This is a genomic window from Gilvimarinus sp. DA14 (assembly GCF_024204685.1).
Taxonomy (GTDB): Bacteria; Pseudomonadota; Gammaproteobacteria; order Pseudomonadales; family Cellvibrionaceae; genus Gilvimarinus.
Genome location: NZ_CP100350.1, coordinates 777,281 through 794,958 on the forward strand (window position 1 = coordinate 777,281; position 17,678 = coordinate 794,958).

A 17,678-nucleotide genomic window follows, 5' to 3' on the forward strand; every position below is an offset into this window, starting at 1 on the left:
AGGCCTACACTCTAAAGCTACCCACAAGATCGCGCAAATTTTGTGACAGCGCACTTAACTCGCGACTGGCGTTGGCCGTTTTGGCCGCATCGTCCGACGTATTCATGGCCAATTGATTGATTTCCACCAGGTTTTTATCAATATCGGCCGTCACAGAGCTCTGCTCTTCGGCTGCAGAGGCAATTTGAATCGCCATATTGGTAATCGAACCCACAGCATCGCTGATACTGACCAGAGATTCGCCCCCATCGTTAGCCGCCTGCACTGCCTCGCCGGTCATTTCATTGGAGTAGTTCATCGCAGACACCGCGCTTTGCACGCCCGTTTGCAGCTGCGCCAGCATTTGTTGAATATCTTCCGTGGACTCCTGGGTACGACTGGCCAGGGTGCGCACCTCATCGGCCACGACAGCAAAACCTCTGCCCTGCTCGCCGGCACGCGCAGCCTCAATGGCCGCATTCAGCGCCAGCAAATTCGTCTGCTCGGCCACTCCTCGGATTACATCGATCACCGAGGTCACATTTTTTGCCTCATCCTCAAGTTTGGCCATTACCTGGGCAGTTTCTGCAATGCGGTTAGACAACTCCTGCACCCGACTTACCGCGACGCGAATTCGCTCCTGACCCGATTCGGTCACGTCACTGGCGCGTTTAGCGCTGTCGGCGGTTTCATTGGTATTCTGCGCCACTTCATGGATAGCAACGGTTAATTCATTAACCGCCGTCACCACCATGGTAATGGAGTGGCACTGCTCATCCGCAGCACTCTGGCTGCGCTCTGAAACACTCAGCATGGTGTTAGCTGCCTGAGTAACTTCTTCGGTATTGGTTCGTATTTGACCAATCAGATGTTGCAGCTTCTCCATAAAGTGGTTGACATGACCGGACAACTCGCCCAGCTCATCGTTGTTTTGCGCGTCGATACGAATAGTCAGATCGCCGTCGCCTTCAGCGATGTTCTGGATGCGGTTACTGATAGATTTGAGTGGTTTAATCACCATAACCGGCAGAACTAATGCGGCGGCGATCGCAATCAGAGTGCACACGATGGCAATACCAATCAGCTGAGTAGTAATCGCCTCTTCGTCGGCCAAAATTTGTTGCGTAAACTCATCGACATGTACGAGGCGCCGCTCGCCTACTACGTCTATATGGGTTCTCACCGCTTCAAACAGCTCATAGCTACGCTCGTAACCTTCGCGCTCGAAGTCGTCAATACTATCGGGGTCACCTGTGGCGGCGCGCTCAATCAGCGCGCGACTGTACTCATACCAGGCGTCAAAGAGCGTAATAAATTCAGACTTTTCCGCGTCGACACTACTGTTCGACAAAGCCAACGATTGCAAAAACCTGTCCCGCGCCTGCAGGGCATTTTCTTTATGCTCAGCCATCAAGGTGGCCACGCTGACGCCACTGGCGCCATTTACAAAGGCCGTCCGCTCAGCGGTTAACGCCTGATACAAATCACGATCCGCTTGCAGCAACAGCTGCAGCTCCTGCAGATTTATTTCAGCAATTGTATCGGCATTTTCGGCCAGTTTTCTCGCCGACAATACAGAATAAATACTTGAATAGAGAAACAACGCCACTAGCACCAAAAGTGGCAAAGTCAGCTTCCACCGAAAGCCCATATTATTATACCAGCGCAGCATAGTGTTTCCCTCGATTTGGGCGGATATTGCATTTAGTGTAGTACAGTTTTTGTCGTCTAAACTGTCATACAGCAGGTTATCGGCCCGGCGAGTAAAAACTTAATTTCAGCCTAGCTTTTTAACTTCAAACTAACCTTGGTGACGCGGGAGTCAGCCATCTCCAAAACGATAAATTCGACCTTGCCAAGGGTAATTCGGTCCCCCACCACAGGCTGTTTATAGCGGCGGTAGATGTAGCGCCCTATACTCCAATTGGCCATTTCTTCCGGCACCTCAAATCCATAGAGCAGCCCTAAATCCATAAGCTTGGCCAGAGGCGACACCACAAACTCGCCAAAAAAGGCCTGGGCCGACAAGCGATCTGGCTCTCTCTCCCCCACCAGCCATTTATCCAGCACGCTAAGGGCATCGGGCCGGGCCAACAGGTAGACGTGATCGCCTTCTCGCAGCGGACCATTACTCGGCTCGGCGAGGGGCTCGCCCTCTCGAATCACACAGAGCAAACGCGTTCCGGTGCTCTCCTCGAGACGCGTGACCCCCGCCTTAAGCGCAGGGGAATCCGCGAGCAGCTTATAGCCCACAAACTCATAACCCGCCTGCCCTGGCACACCCAGCTCCACACGCTGGACTCGCGATGAGCTGGTGGGCACATCTACTTTTAACCACCGCGCTAAAGGTGCCACTGTCCAGCCCTGTAATACCAGGGAGATAATGACGATAAAAAAAGCAATGTTAAAAAAGAAGGGCCAATGCTCAAGTCCGGCCAACCAGGGAAACATAGCCAGCACAATCGGCACGGCGCCACGCAACCCCACCCATGAAATAAACAGCTGCTCGCGCCAGGAAAACTGAAACGGCAACAGAGAAATCGCCACCGCCAGCGGCCTGGCGATAAAGATTAAAAACAGACCGATAAGCAAAGCGCTGGGCGCGTAGGTCACAAGCTCTGTTGGGGTAACCAGCAAACCCAGCATCAAAAACAGACTGATTTGCGCCAACCAAGCAATGCCATCGTGAAAGCGCTGAATGTTGTATAGGCCTCGCGATACACGGTTGCCCACCATCAAACCGGCCAAATAAACCGCCAGAAAGCCACTGGAGTGGAGCACGGCAGCCAGGCCAAAAATAGACACGCCCCCAAACAGAGCTAACAGCGGATAGAGCCCTGGGCTGAGAGCCAAACGGGTTACGCCCCAGGCCAGTATTCGCCCCCCCAGTACCCCCACCAGAGCACCCACGCCCATCTGCCAGGCAAACCCCAATAGCATAGCAGCGTTAAACCCGGTCTCACCCATACGGATAAACTCCACCACTGTCAAAGTGAGGAAAATCGCCATGGGGTCGTTAAGACCGGACTCAATCTCCAGGGTCGCACCCACACGTGCCTTGAGTGCCAGCCCCTGCATATTCAACACAGAGAATACCGCCGCCGCGTCGGTCGAGCCGACAATGGCACCCACCAGCATGCCTTCCACCCAGGGCAGGCCCAGCATCCAGGCGGCAAAGGCGCCGCAGACGCCCGCAGTTATAACAACCCCCAGAGAGGCCAGCGACAAGGCCGGCTTGAGGCCGACACGAAAATTGTGGATATCCGTGCGCAATCCACCGTCAAACAAAATAACCGCCAGCGCCAGGGTGCCTAAAAACAACGCCGACTGCACATCGTCATAGGCAATACCGCCAATGCCGTCTTCACCACCGAGCATGCCCACCAACAAAAACACCAGCAACAGCGGCATGCCCACCCGAGGAGAGAGTGCACTGGCGAGGATACTGATTAAAAATAATACAGCACCCAATAAAATAAGCTGATTTAGAATATCCATAGGGAAATGATACTACACAGTGGGCCGATCACAGCGAGAACCTCTATTTGGTGTTATTATTTCGTTTTTAAACCCGCCAGAAACAAGTTGTTTATTCATGCTCAGTAAAGACGCGCTGTCGCAGCTATCGCAATTAAAATCTAATATTGTCTCTAATAAAGAATATGCCGAAGGTGTAGTCAGGCCTACAGCCAAACGTTTTGGCTTTGTCCGCCTAGACGACGGCCGCGACGCCTTTCTTGACCCAGACCAGATGCTGCGCGTGCTGCCGGGTGATCGGGTAAAAATTAGCCTGACTGAAAACAGCAAAAAGCAACTCGAAGCAACGCTCGAGTCATTGTTGGAGTCCAGCTTGAGCACCTTTGTCGGTCGCTACGTACGCAAAGGCCCCGCGCATTTTGTCGAGCCTGACCTCCCCCCCTTTAGCCGCTGGCTGTTTATCCCACCACAAGAGCGCACCAACTGCAGTGAGGGCGATTTAGTGCAATGCGAGCTGATTCGCCACCCATTTAAGCACGAAGGTAAAGCGCAGATTCGGGTTATCAATCGGATTGGCAAACCCGAAGAACCCGGCATTGAAGGCCGCTATATTTGCGCCAAGTTCCAGCTTCCCGGCGAATGGAGCGAAGCGGCTGCAGCCCAGGCGGCAACCATCAAGCCAGACGCATTGCAGGGACTGGAGCGCGAAGATCTGAGCGATATTCCATTTGTTACGATCGATTCGGAGTTCACTCGGGACATGGACGACGCCCTCTACGCCGAAAAGACCGCTAACGGCTGGCGGCTGATTTCCGCCATTGCCGACCCCAGCAGTCTGATTGAGCTGGGCAGCCCGCTGGAGCAGACAGCGCAAGAGCGGGTCAGCACGCTGTACCTGCTGGGCCATCCGATCACCATGTTGCCCACTGAACTCTCGCACGAGACTTTTTCGCTGATTCCAGACGCCGAGCGCCCAGCTGTTATCTGCACAATGGACATCAACTCCGACGGCAGCATCGAACACTACACTTTTAATACGGCAAACATTAAATCTCATCACAAGCTCAGCTATCAAAACGTTAGCGAACTGCTTGACGACAGTGGCGATACCCTAGAGCAGGAGTTGCCCGCAACGATCATCGCCAGCCTGCGGGCTCTGGCTGACTGCGCTAAAGCGAGATTAAACTACCGCCAGGAAAATGCCCTGGTGATGGAAGACCGCGCCGACTATCAGTACTGGCTTAATGACAATAAAAAGATTGAGCGCATCGAAAAGCGTCTGCGTAATACTGCGCAGAAAGTCGTCGAAGAAGCCATGCTGGCAACCAATATCTGTGCGGGCGAACTTTTCAATACGCATCCCAATAGCGCCTATTATTCCGGCCACATCGGCTTTCGCCCCGAACGCCTGGACGATGTAAAGGCACTGGTGGCAGAAGTGTTGCCCGAGCTGTCGGAGTTAGACTTTACCCAACTAGAAAACTTTCAGCGCCTGTTTAAAACTCTGCGCCAAAACGCCGTGCACTCGCAAGATCAGGCGCGGCTGCTGTCGCTGTTGCAACGCATGCAACAAGCTGGAAGCCTGACTACCCAACCGGTGGGCCACTTCGGCCTTGGCTTTAATTCCTATGCCACGGTTACCTCACCGATTCGCCGCTACCAGGATTTGCACAATCACATGGTGCTAAAAGCCATTTTGCGAGGCGAAACACCGCAGCAAACGAATGAAGAACAGGCAATAGCACTGCAAGAGACTCTCAGCATCGGCCGCCAGGCCAGTCGCACCCTTGAGCAATGGCTTTTGTGCCAATACCTGAGCGAACACTTGGGTACTGTACAGTTTGGCACCATTACCGGTGTCAGCGCCCGGGGCATTAGCGTGCGCTTAGAAGAGGTAGGTACCGATGGTTTTGTCCAGCTGGCAGAAAAAGGCCAGCCCAAACCTAAGTTCGATAGCCGCCGACTCAGTCTGGTAACCGACACTGCTGAGTTTTTCCTGGACCAAACGGTCGCGGTAAAAATTAAAGATGTCGACGTAAACAGCCGTCGTATCAGTCTCGAACTGGTCGACCCGGCCATGGCCGAACGACTGCAAGCGTTTGACAAACAAGAGCAAACAACTCAGTAATTGGGCATGGCATACTGGCTGTTTAAATCGGAACCCGACTGCTACAGTATTGACGACCTTGCGCGTGAGCCAAAGCAAACCGCGCGTTGGGACGGCATTCGCAATTATCAGGCACGCAATTTATTGCGCGATAAAGTAGCGCTGGGCGATGAGGTGTTTTTCTATCACAGCCGCTGCAAACACATAGGGATTGTGGGAACGGCAAGCGTGGTTAAAACCGCTTACCCGGACCCACAACAGTATCTGCCCGAAAGCCCCTACTTTGACCCTAAAGCAACCCCCGACCAACCGCGCTGGTTTTGTGTGGACATTACATTAGATCAGCGGTTCAAGACGCCGGTGTTGTTATCCACCATCAAAGAGATTCAGCAGCTCGAAGAGATGATTCTTTTAAAGCAGGGACGGCTATCGATACAGCCGGTAACCCAAGAACAATGGCAGACCATTGTTGAACTGAGCCGCTAGTCGTTCTAAAGCTCCATAACAAAACGCCGGCAATTGCCGGCGTTTTTTCGTACCAAGCATGAACGGCTAAGGTTCAGGGTTCCAACCTTCACCACCGTTGTAACCGGCAAACACCGAAGCACGATCCATAAAAGGCGCAGCCTCACCGGCACTCAACACATAACCGAATTCCCGGCTGCTCAAATCTAACGGCACACCATCCAAATCTGTGCTGCCGTACTCACGCCAGCCAGACTCTGCACTGGCAACAACCGGATTAGGTGCGGGCTGGCTGTTAATACCCTCTCCAGCCCAGCCGATAGCATTGATATGGCTGTCCATTGCGCAATTAATAAAAGTGACATTGTCAAAGTAATCGGCGCTGCCACCACTGCGAGCCAAGTAAGATGCGCCGGCAGGAATCACATTGCCGCTCGGCCCTGGCCCCTGAGTTAAACGCGAGTTTAAAAACACAAAGCCCGGATCGGTGATGTTTTGCGTGCGAGCCTGTAACACGTAGCCGCCGTTCGAGCTGCTTTTCGAGTCACCCAGCGAGCGAATCTCACTGTTTTCAAACAGTGACGCCACACTGTAACCCCAGATAAAGTCCACATTACCGGCTACTAAGGTGTCGTAAAACCAGGTATACCCTTTCAACAACAGCGTGTCTTGCTCGCTGATGAAATTCGCATTTTTTGCGATCAAACGATAGCTGCTGTTGAAGTAAATGGTTTCAGCCTGGTTCGAAGCATCATCCACACGCAGGTGATCATTTTTCAGCGTTAGGGTATCCAGCACTAAATTGTCGGCCCCTTCAACCAAGAACACACTGCGACCACCACCCGGTGTACCCGGCCCTGGTGCTGCACTGCCGCCAGAACCACCGTTGAACGACTCGTAATTATCGTAGTGAATAACCACACCATCGCGGCTTTCGCCCTTAATGGTCAGATTGTTTTTATTACGCAAAAACAACATCTCTTGATAAGAGCCGTTTTTCACCGTAATCACCGCCGCGTCATCTTTACCCACGTCCGCCATCATGTAGTTAAGCGCGCCTTGCACTGAACGGAAATCAGCGGCGCCATCGTCATCGACAATCACCTCGGTTCCCGTCGGCTTTTCAGCTTTAGTGCTAAAACTCCAACCCGCCGTTTCGCCTAAACCGGCAAACGCTTTGCCGTTCAAGGTTGCGTTCACAACGCCGTCACCAATGGCCACATAATAATCCGCCCCATACTCCAGTACTCCCGTATGCGGCTGAATGTGCAAGGTGTTGCCGTCAATCATAAAGGGCTGATAGTACACACTGCGCACCCGATCCTGACCGGGGTAACCGATGTGATTGATCTCTGGCCCCAGATTAATAACGTCCACCAGCGCATTGTCGCTGCTACGGAATATCCGCACAGATCCGATATCACCCAGTTGCGGAGTATCGTCAAAGGTAATTGAAAGCGGCTGATCAATATGCACATCGGTCGCTGCGACAGCCGGCATTACTTTATTGGCCAGGTCACCGTAGGTCTCACTGGGCATAGTAAAGCCTTCAGCCACAACCACATCAATGCTGCGCGTAATGCTGCCATCAGAGCCACTGGTAAAAGTAATACTCGCCTCACCTTGGGCGAGCGGCGTCAGGCTTACCAAATTACCGTCGGTGCTCACGCTCACCACCGCTGGATCGGACGACTCGACGCTAAAAGTATCAGCCGTGACACCGTCATCCTGTAGCGCTGCGACCGTAACCTGTAACGGAGAGTTACCGGCTTCTACTTCCCATGTGGGCTCTGCATAATCAATGGTGAGCTGTACAGGTTTGACCGCTGGGTCGCCGACCTTTATGTCGTCGATTTCAAACGAGCGGTTGTAGGTATAAAGACCAATCAGGCCTTTTTCTCCGTACAGGTTTTCTTCGCTGGTGCCGAGCTTCTCACCGTTTAAATAAACACTCAAAGCATCGCCAATCAACTCAAAACGCACGGTATACCAAACGCCATCCGTCTCGCCCGCTTCACCCAGTAAAATTGGTTTGCCTGCCTGCACCGGGCGCGAAATAGAGCCGGCTTCACTTTTGGCAACTTCAACCTTGGTGCTGCTGGAAGAGTTTTGCACATTCAAACCACCGGCATACCAATTTCCAGGGCTGTCGTAACGCGCCATCATGTAAAGAAATTTACTCGCGGTATTGCTGTTTTGCCGTGGGCGAATGCGCGCCTCAACAAAATAATCTGCTGACGGGACATCGGCGAATGCCTCTGGAGTTACCAGTAACAACTCCCCGTCTACTTTATTCGGCCCCGCGGTAGCGGCGGTATAGCGCAGAACATTGTTGCCATTATCGTCAAGAATATCGAACTCACCGGTCGCACCTTCGGTGTTTTCAGGGCTTGCCAGAATATTCCAGCGCGACAAATCACCCGAGGCAAAATCTTCACAGAAGTAAAGGCCGGTTTCCGGGCACACAAAAGGCCCACTCGGGACTTCAGGCTCGGGTTCGGGTTCGGGTTCGGGTTCGGGTTCGGGTTCGGGTTCGGGAGTAGAGTCTTGCTCGGAGGGTACTTTGATAACAATAGGGTCATCGTCATCACTGTCACTGCCACATCCGGCCAGACTGCCCATAAGCACCACCGCCGACACCAATAGCATTCTATTCATACGCTGTTCCTTATTATTGTGTGATTATTATTTGCCCACGCAATACCGCGTTGACCACAAGCCGTTATTTGGCCTTACCAACTATACGACACAGTCATACCAAAAACAATCGTATGATAAATTCATCTTGGCACACCTAAGAAGATTCTTGTAGATAATCGCTTAAGTCACTGTAAAAGCTACAATTTCATCTTATTTCTCTGGATAAAACATGATCTAAGTGTCGATTCTAAAAGCACTTACGTGACCGAATACACAAACCAAACCGGGAACTGCCCCCCTGGCCCACAGATTGCTCTATAGTTCGCAACCCAATTTTAAGCGACTAAGGAGTCACACAATGGTCAAACCAATTCGTTGCATTGCCCTTTCTACCGCCGCCCTACTCAGCTTGGGCGCCCACAGCACCCAGGCTCAATCGGCTAACGGTGCGTCGGTCAGCTACACCTACGGTGGCCTGGAATATGTGGAACAGAATCTGGACGATTATGATTGCAATCAAGACGGCCTGAGCGCCTACGGCAGCTACGCTATTGATGGCCCCTGGTTCGCAGTGGGCAGCCTTACGGATGTTAGCGGTGATAAGAGCTGCGGCTCTACCACCATCCAGCTTGGCGCCGGCTATCACACCCTGCTAACACCCGGCTGGGACCTGTACGGCACCTTGAGCGCAGAGCGCACCGACCCAGATCACGGCGATAGCGACACTGGCTTGGTTGCCGCTATTGGCGCGCGCGGCTGGATGTTTCAGCAACTGGAAGGCAAAGCCGAAATCGCGCACCACACGGTGTTTGATGACACTACTGAACTGAACCTGGGCGCCAACTATTGGTTTACCAAGGCTATTGCTGGCACTTTGGACACCAGCTTCTCAGACGAAGGCGAATCTATTGCCCTGGGCGCACGAATGAACTTTTAGTACGCTGCCGGCAAAGCTACAATAGTGGCTTTGCCGGAACCCTTCCCATGGCCCAAATTGGACAGTTCGCCCGCCTTCCTATTGTTAAACTTGTCGATTTCGGCGCTTATCTCGACGGCGCAGAACTGGGCAACATCCTACTACCCAAGCGCTATCTCAATGATGAGCAGGGCTTGGGCAGCGAGATGGATGTTTTTATTCACCTGGACAGCAATGACATACCCGTCGCCACCACCCTAAAGCCCCGCGCCTGTGTCGGCGAAGCGGCGTACCTGCCCGTTGTGGACATTAACGATGCCGGGGCGTTTATGGACTGGGGGCTGCCCAAACATTTGCTGGTACCTTTTAACGAACAGCACAAACGCTTTGAACTTGGCCGCTCCTACGTGGTGACATTGTTTCTCGACCCCTACAGCCAGCGCATCGCCGCTTCCTCTAAGCTCAACAAACACCTGGACGAAACCAGCCGCCAGCTCAAAGTTAATCAGGCGGTAGATTTACTCATCTGCGGCAAAAGCGATATGGGGTACAAGGCGATTATTGACAATCAATATCTGGGGCTTATTTTTCGCGACGATGCCTTTCGCCCCTTAAGCTATGGAGAAAGCACCCGTGGCTATATAAAAAACATCCGCCGCGATGGAAAGATTGATGTAAGCCTGCAAGCACTGGGAGATAAAGGTCGCGATCGCTTGCAGCAAAAAATTCTCGATCACCTCAGCGCCAATGGTGGTCGCAGCGAGTTAAACGATCGCGCGCAACCGGATGATATTTACCGCGAGTTTAACGTCAGTAAAGGCGCTTATAAAAAAGCCTTGGGCGCACTTTACAAGCAGCGCCTGATAAGCATTGATCCCGACGAAATTCGTTTGAACAATTCTTGAACCGTCTGGGCGGCGCGCTGGCAACAAGGAGCTGGCGCGCTGTAACTTAGCCTCATCATAAGAAGCCATAGTTCAAAGTCGAAAAAACTATAAAAATAACGTCATTCTACGTCGCCACTCTTCTCGCTTGACACGCGAATGCAACACGCCAACTTTAGTATCTCTGCCCTCGCACTCGAGAACCCACAGGGTCGTTGGGTAGCTGAAGACGATAAGAAGCTCTGCACCAAGGGTTGGATATTGCGCAAGACAAAACGTTTGAATCTAACCAAACCCGGCTCTTATATGTTTATTAGAGTTTCAAGCCTTATGTAATAGCGCGTAATAGTAAGGCTGACTAAGTCATCGCTAGGGTTAGTTTTTAGTAGCGCCGCGAAGAACCGAAGGAATGGGATAATGACTGCAATTAACGAACAGCCAATCCGGCTCGCCACAGATTTCGCCAAACACTGTAAAGGCATGCTGGATGCGTCCGCGTTAAGCCGGGCAGTACAACTGTTAGAAAGTACCACTGAAAACCGTCTGCGCACGCAAACACCACTTGACGCCGAGGGCAGCCTTAGCAGTCTTATTTATTACATTAAGGTGAGATGCTGCGTTGCCGGCGGCCGCTGTTTTAGCGGTCGAGTATGGGGGCAAGGACTCGCAAATAGCGGCACCCTTTGCGGAGATTTGTACCCCGCCGAAGGCTGCTCTCTCGACGATGTCTATTGCCGCACCTGCGAGTTTACCTATACCGCCACACCTGCCTACACGGCGGTGTATTTTTTTGATTTCAATGAACTCTTATTGGGGCACTTTCAAGCCGGCGCGGTTGACAAGGTGTATTCCGCCGGCAAGGGAGAAGGCGGTTGGCGATAATTCTCCACCTGAAACTTTACTACCGCTATTACTCATTAAGCATCTCGCTTGCTTGTTAACAAAGTAAGAACAATATGGAAACAGCCATGAACTCGAGTGACCTAGAGCTAATTGACCAAGTATATGCCGCCACCACTCGTGAGGGCTCGTTAAAAAATGCCACGCGAACATTTCTCCAGCAACAAAACGATTTAGCCGGAGCAATACTTCATTACGATCCTATTAAAACCTGCACTCACCATTACGAGCCTGTAAGCCGAAATGCGGACCAGGAGGCGTTAATTCGCGCCCTACTCGACCAGCACATTAATAAGACTGGCCAACTCCGGGACCCTCTTATTCTCTCGGCGAGTCAAAAGCTCAAAGCCGGTGAGCTGCTGTTATCAGACGAGCTACTCTCCTACGATGAGTTCAGCCAAACTGACTATTACCAAACGGTGCTCAAGCCTCTGGGAGCGCGTCACTCTATGGGATGGGTTGCCTGGGGAACAGACCAGACCTGGCAAATATTCACCAGCTCCAGAGATGCCTGCGCGGGAAAATACGGCCGTGAAGAGCGCCACAGAGCAAAACTTTTTCAGCGCCATTTTGCGCGGGCTATGTACACGCTAGAGCTACTAAGCGAAACCCGTAACACCCAGCTGGTATTTGAACAGGCTATCGATAAAGTGCCACAGGCTTTGATGCTGGTGGATGAGCAACTAAATGTGTTGTTCCATAATGCGGCGACGCACCAGCTGCTAATGGCGGACAAATCTATTTCCATCATGGGCAATAAGCTTCGCCTTGGTACCAGCGCCCATGAAAAATCTCGTTTTGACAGCTGGTGGCAACTGCTTAACCATACCCGTATCAATGACGGAGCAAGGTTCAACCCGAGCGACGCCAGCAATATCTGGGAGCTAGAAGCGAGCCGCGTATCCAGCAGCCCGATCGGTAAATCAACCGGGCAACATTGGCTGCTGACGCTAAAACAACAGCCCACTAAGGGCGAGCGCCCCATCCCCTACCTGACCCAAAAATACGGTTTGAGCGAGGCCGAAGCCAAGGTGTGCTTCGCACTGTGCGACACGGGCGACGCCGTCTCTACCGCGCAAATCCTGGGTATAGCTGCCAACACCGCACGTATTCACCTCAAACATATCTTTAAAAAAACAGGCTATAAAAACCAGGTTCAGCTAGCGGTAAATATCACTGCCGAGACGACTTAGCCCACTCAATTTAGCCCCCACTTATTAATCCCCCTCCCTCCAGTGACGAAGGCGCTCTTTTAGGTTTTCGTTGTTCTGGCTTCACCTCTGCAGGTCCTGACTCAACTCTAGATAAAAGCACAGCGCCGTAAAAAAACCTTGAGAAAAAGCAAATTTCTCCCCCTCAATAACCCATCTGGGTAATGCCCAAAAGATATAGATACTGGATACTAATTCCAAAAGCGAATTACCTATTGCAGATACAACAGTACTCAAAGCTCATAAACCTGCCAGCTCAATCCAGCTCGCAGGCGTAAACAACCAGCCTAAACAAGCGCGACGAGCGAGATCATTGCGCCCTGAGTGAAATACCGCTGGTTAACCAGAACGTGCGCGCGGGGGGGGGCGCCACGGCCTGATAAATCTCTCAGGCGTTACACCCCAACACTAACGGCTCCTTGAGCCAATAAAATTCATGTTTAACGTAAAAGGATCTACCCATGAAAAAGCTACTTTTGACTTCCGTACTGCCTCTGGCTGCCCTGGTATCTACTTCGGCCTCTGCCACTCCAGACACCGACAGCTTGAAGCTGGAAGGTAAAATTGACTACCAGTGCACCCTGACCCTGTCTGGACAAAACGGCAGCAGCGTAAACCTGGTGATCGGCCAGCAGAGCGTAGGCAACTTCGCCGTTATTTGTAATGACCCCGACGGTTTCGAAGTATCTGTCACCTCGGCCAATGGCAGCAACTTGCAAGACGATGGCGGCAACTACTCGGCTCCTTACAAAATGAAGTTCACCCCAAACGCCAACCAGCCATCAGTCAGCCTGTTCAGTGGCGGCTGGGAAGCTCTGGATGTGTCTGACCAGGTGAATGGCTTTGTTGCCGACTTCGCCGACGCTGACGGCGCGGCTTACGGCATGATGTTCAAGATTGATGATGGTTTTAACAACGCTCTGCCTGGCGGCGTTGCGTTGAAAGATACCGTTACCTTCTCTATCGACGGCTTGTAATCGTCCGCTCGTCCTAAGCAGCCGCCTGCTCAGGCGGCTGCTTAGGAGTCGTGCTTAACAGATAAGTTTTTACCGTCATTCGCGATCCCAGGTAAACCCCATGACTCTCATTAATCGACACATCCGTCTCGCCGTTATTACGGCATTCGCTCTGCTGCTAGCCAGCCACAGTTTCGCCTACAGCGTATCGCCCTTACGCACTGAACTGACGCCTATCGGTAAAGGCAGCACTCAGAGAATCACCATTACCAATACCGAATCCAAGCCTATCACGCTGGCGCTAAATCCTGAGAGGATCACTACCGATAGCGAAGGCAAGGTTTCCCGCGAACCGGCCGCGGATGACATTCAGGTGTTTCCGCCCCAGGTGATTCTCGCCCCCGGCAAACGTCAAATGATACAAATTCGCTATACAGGCGATGCCAATACTTTGTCGTCGCTGTACACCATTCATGTCAGTCAAGTACCCATTTTGGCCACAGAAGGTGCCGCCCAGATTAAAGTCGCCATGGATTTTCACGTCGCCGTATTAGTCCAGCCTGACGATGGAGCGCCGCAATTGTCAGTAGAAAATATCATTCAGGACGAGACGAATTCTGGCTGGAAAGTGAACGTGGTCAATCGCGGCAATGCGGCGGGAAGATTCAATTGGGGCGAATGGTCCGCGCAAACCGATAGCGGCAAAGTAAACATTCCCCACAATGATCTTGAAATTGGCGAGAGTGGTTACATTCTTCCGGGCGACAGTCGCTGGATTACCCTGCCCCCTTCGCAGTCACAGACCTTTTCTCAAATTCACTCTATTACTTTCACGCCGAATACGGCCCTGGCCAGCCAATAAACTGTGTGCCAAGCGAGTCGGCTTTGTTTTACTTTCACCTGCATCCTTGTGTCAATCTTCCTCGGCTTGGATGCAGGTGCTAACGAGCCCAGCGTGAGCGCAACTGACAATTCAGATGCGCTGTTTCAACTGACCGGCCCTCTTTACCTTGATGATCGCTATCTTGGCGATATTGATCTGCAAGTTGACATGTCGGGCAACGGCGTTGTCGATGCGAAAAGATTCTTGCAACTGCTTCAACCCCTTGTGTCGCAGCAGCTGTATACCGCATTCGCCACCATAGCCGAGTCAAATGACTTTGTGACGTTTCAGTCTCTCAGCGTCTTCGGTGCACAAGTGAGTTACGACTCCTCGACTCTGGGCGTGAATGTGGCCCTGCCGGCAAGTCAGCGCGGCGGGAAAGTTCTGCGCCTTAGCGGAATGCAAGCCCCCAAGCCAACCAGTGCCGCCCAGCCTGCACCGGTCGCTGCTGGATTGCGCTTGTCAGGCCAAAGCTCTTGGGTGTATGGCGATATTGACTCGATGCAAAGAGATATCGGGCGCGCCGAAGGTTTTATTACTCTGGGGGGATTTGAAGGCATAACCATTGAAAGCGCGGTGAATTACAACTCCACCTTGACCGATAAAACCGATATCGAAGGCTGGAAGCTCACCAAAGATTTTTTCTCCAGCGCGACACGTTTGCAGGCGGGGGAAATACCCATACTCGGAAGCGGCTTACAATCGTCCACAACGATACAAGGTTTCGGTGTCTACCGACAGTACCAAGAGATTCGCCCGTTTCAGAATGTACGCCCTACGGGCCGACAAAGCCTTTTACTTGAGCAGCCCTCTACCGTAGACATTTATGTCAATGGCACCAAACTGCAATCCATAAATCTTCCTCCCGGGCCCTATGATCTTGATGATTTCCCGCTGCTGGACGGTTTTAACGACGTACAATTTAGGATTCGCGATGCCTCGGGCAATGAAGAGATCATCGATAAATCCGTCTTTTACTCTCCCGCAATTTTAGGCGACGGTGTCACGGACTTTGGCGTTTGGGCTGGAGAGCCCGCCTATAACGACAACAGTGGCAATGATTTTGTCAGCTCAGCGTATCTGCTGCGCGGTTTTGGCTTGGCAACCGTGGGCGGCAATATGCAAGTGAGTACAACCGGTTATCAACTGGGTAACTCAACCGTTATTGCCGGTCGAAACGGCTTTCTCGCCTTTGATCTGGCCTGGGGGCAAAACCGATACACAGGTCAACACGGAATGTCCGCTGCGGTAAATGGTCATTTAAATCTTTCCCTGCGCAAAGAAGAGGACTTAAGACTCGACTTTCGCGCCGAGCGAATCGGCCGGACCATGTTCAACCCTATGGCGGGTAATGCACGCAACTCCCAGCTCTGGCAAACCTCCTTAACCGGCTCATGGAAGTACAATCGCGACACATCCTTTTCTTTTGGCGCAACGCTACAGCAGCGCCGCCGGTACGATGAAAACGATTGGTCCACCAACCTCGGCCTGACGCGTCGCTTTGGCGAGCTGAGCCTGAGCGTCAATGCCACCCACACCGAGCGGGCCAATCGCAACAGCGAAAGCTCTTTTCGTTTAAGTCTGACCCTGCCCATAGGGCAGGACTCTCGGGGCGCCAGCCGTTATGATTCACGCTCGGGTCGCACCGAACTCGAATTATCACGTTTAAGGCGCAACGAAACCTCCGACTGGTCTGCCCAGGCCGTGGTAGGCTCTGACTCGCTCGAGCACAGCGCCGACATGGAAGCTGCCTGGTATGGCCAGCGTTTTTACTCCCGCGTCAATCACAACTCGGTCGAACCAAACCAGTCTAACAGCGGCAGAATACACGCCAGCTCAATCCAGCTTTCGACAACGCTCGGCTATGCCGACGGTAGCCTCGGCTGGGGCCGCTCCAGTCCAACGGGTTTTACTCTGGTGGATATTCACCCTTCACTAAAAGAGACGAGCCCCTATGTCGTGCAGACCGGCGAAGTTATGTTTAAACACGATGGCCTGGGCCCCGCACTTATCCCCGCGCCTTTGGCGTATATCATGTCAGACCAAGAGGTGGTGATTGACGACTTACCCCTGGGGTACTCCTTCGCCAACAGTGTAAGACGCATTATGCCCGGCTTTGTGAGCGGCTATAAATTTGCTATTGGCACCGATGCCCACAAATCGGTAACAGGAATATTGCTCACAGCGGCGAATCAGCCAGCCGCGTTGCTAATGGGCAAATTGATTCCGCAAGCCAACGACTCACCGACGGTAGAGTTTTTCAGCTCGACCAACGGCCAATTTTTTGCCGAGGGCCTGGCACAAGGCCGCTACGATATCGTCATCCAAGACACCGTCCGCGGAACAATCGAGATTCCTGATGGTGAAGACACGCTTATTGATCTCGGGAGGGTTCTAATCCATGAATAATCTACGTTCTGCGCTCACGGTAGTACTGTTAACACCGTTTCCCGCTCTCGCCTGTAGTTTAGACTTTGCCCTTAAGCCCACACCTATTTCGGTTAATTACGAGCCCTTTTCCTCCTTGGGTGCGCTGGGAAAAACCACATTTGAATTAAAAAATACCGGCGCCGAAGACGAGTTTATTCTCGAACTTCGCAAGCTTGAGGGCTCCCAGCTTGACGATTTCAGCTTAAGTTTTGAAGCAAAAACCAGTGACGCTCAATTGCGCACGATTGACGAAAATCGCTTTCGACTGAGTATTGATTCGGGCCAAGCCAAGCAAATTAATCTAAATACTTTGGTATCCCATGCCTCAGTGCCCGCTGCTGGCGTCACCACAGCCACTTACGAGCTAGAAGCAACCAGTGCCACCACCGGCTTAAGCTGCTGGGAGGAGGAGTATCTATCGGTACAAATAAACGCGCCTTCTCGCGCACAACTCAATATTGCCGGAACCGATTCGGCCTTTGTCGATGGCCCTGATATTTATCATCTGGATTTCGGCCGACTGGTAGAGGGTTTGAGCCGCAGAATATTCCTGCAGCTGCGAGCCAATGAAGATGTGTTAATGACTCTTGAATCAGAGAATAAGGGGACAATGCGACATAAAGAGTTGGTAAAGTACGCCGTCGCTTATCAATTTGCGTTATCGGGGCAGGTATTGGACCTAAGCAGTAAAACCTCACTTAGTCTACCGGCAGCCCCGACTTTTCGCGGCGTTTCGCTACCGGTGGATATTACCATCGGCGAAGTGGACGGAGTCCCGAGCGGAGATTATGCAGATACCATCACTATTGATGTCTCGGCTCTTTGAGTGT

13 protein-coding genes are annotated in these 17,678 nt (G+C 52.3%); 10 read left to right on the plus strand and 3 right to left on the minus strand.

The window, feature by feature from the left end:
- Positions 1–4 precede the first annotated feature (4 nt).
- Both NHM04_RS03285 and NHM04_RS03290 read right to left on the minus strand, forming a co-directional pair.
- Positions 5–1,630 carry a methyl-accepting chemotaxis protein gene (locus tag NHM04_RS03285; protein WP_254265627.1) on the minus strand — a complete coding sequence of 542 codons (1,626 nt, stop codon included), beginning with the start codon at positions 1,628–1,630 and terminating at the stop codon, positions 5–7.
- A 131-nt stretch (positions 1,631–1,761) separates the two neighbouring features.
- The gene (locus NHM04_RS03290; RefSeq protein ID WP_254265628.1) at positions 1,762–3,477 is read right to left on the minus strand and encodes a potassium/proton antiporter; all 1,716 of its coding nucleotides are present in this window, start codon (positions 3,475–3,477) and stop codon (positions 1,762–1,764) included.
- 97 nt (positions 3,478–3,574) lie between these two features.
- On the opposite strand from NHM04_RS03290, the gene NHM04_RS03295 reads away from it, so the two are divergent.
- A complete protein-coding gene (locus NHM04_RS03295) occupies positions 3,575–5,584 on the plus strand; it encodes a VacB/RNase II family 3'-5' exoribonuclease (RefSeq protein WP_254265629.1) in 2,010 nt (669 codons plus the stop codon).
- A gap of 6 nt (positions 5,585–5,590) precedes the next feature.
- Positions 5,591–6,049 carry an EVE domain-containing protein gene (locus NHM04_RS03300; protein WP_254265630.1) on the plus strand — a complete coding sequence of 153 codons (459 nt, stop codon included), beginning with the start codon at positions 5,591–5,593 and terminating at the stop codon, positions 6,047–6,049.
- Between the two features lie 66 nt (positions 6,050–6,115).
- On the opposite strand, the gene NHM04_RS03305 is transcribed toward NHM04_RS03300, so the two are convergent.
- The gene (locus NHM04_RS03305; protein ID WP_254265631.1) at positions 6,116–8,686 is read right to left on the minus strand and encodes a pectinesterase family protein; all 2,571 of its coding nucleotides are present in this window, start codon (positions 8,684–8,686) and stop codon (positions 6,116–6,118) included.
- A gap of 340 nt (positions 8,687–9,026) precedes the next feature.
- Between NHM04_RS03305 and NHM04_RS03310 the strand changes: the two genes are divergently transcribed.
- From NHM04_RS03310 to NHM04_RS03345, 8 genes are all read left to right on the plus strand, one after another.
- Positions 9,027–9,605, plus strand: a complete 579-nt coding sequence (locus NHM04_RS03310; protein ID WP_254265632.1) for an outer membrane beta-barrel protein — start codon at positions 9,027–9,029, stop codon at positions 9,603–9,605.
- Positions 9,606–9,652: 47 nt separating this feature from the next.
- Positions 9,653–10,489, plus strand: coding sequence for a S1 RNA-binding domain-containing protein (locus NHM04_RS03315; RefSeq protein WP_254265633.1), 837 nt, complete (start codon positions 9,653–9,655; stop codon positions 10,487–10,489).
- A gap of 396 nt (positions 10,490–10,885) precedes the next feature.
- The gene (locus NHM04_RS03320; RefSeq protein WP_254265634.1) at positions 10,886–11,350 is read left to right on the plus strand and encodes a VapA/VapB family virulence-associated protein; all 465 of its coding nucleotides are present in this window, start codon (positions 10,886–10,888) and stop codon (positions 11,348–11,350) included.
- Between the two features lie 86 nt (positions 11,351–11,436).
- Positions 11,437–12,561: a helix-turn-helix transcriptional regulator gene (locus NHM04_RS03325; protein ID WP_254265635.1), complete on the plus strand. Its 1,125-nt coding sequence runs from the start codon at positions 11,437–11,439 to the stop codon at positions 12,559–12,561.
- 479 nt (positions 12,562–13,040) lie between these two features.
- Positions 13,041–13,556 (plus strand): hypothetical protein, encoded by a 516-nt coding sequence (locus NHM04_RS03330; RefSeq protein ID WP_254265636.1) that lies wholly within the window; start codon positions 13,041–13,043, stop codon positions 13,554–13,556.
- Positions 13,557–13,656: 100 nt separating this feature from the next.
- Positions 13,657–14,397: a molecular chaperone gene (locus NHM04_RS03335; protein ID WP_254265637.1), complete on the plus strand. Its 741-nt coding sequence runs from the start codon at positions 13,657–13,659 to the stop codon at positions 14,395–14,397.
- Between the two features lie 93 nt (positions 14,398–14,490).
- Positions 14,491–16,827: a fimbria/pilus outer membrane usher protein gene (locus NHM04_RS03340; RefSeq protein ID WP_254265638.1), complete on the plus strand. Its 2,337-nt coding sequence runs from the start codon at positions 14,491–14,493 to the stop codon at positions 16,825–16,827.
- Positions 16,820–17,674 (plus strand): hypothetical protein, encoded by an 855-nt coding sequence (locus NHM04_RS03345; protein WP_254265639.1) that lies wholly within the window; start codon positions 16,820–16,822, stop codon positions 17,672–17,674. The genes NHM04_RS03340 and NHM04_RS03345 overlap by 8 nt, the downstream gene beginning before the upstream one ends.
- Positions 17,675–17,678: the final 4 nt, after the last annotated feature.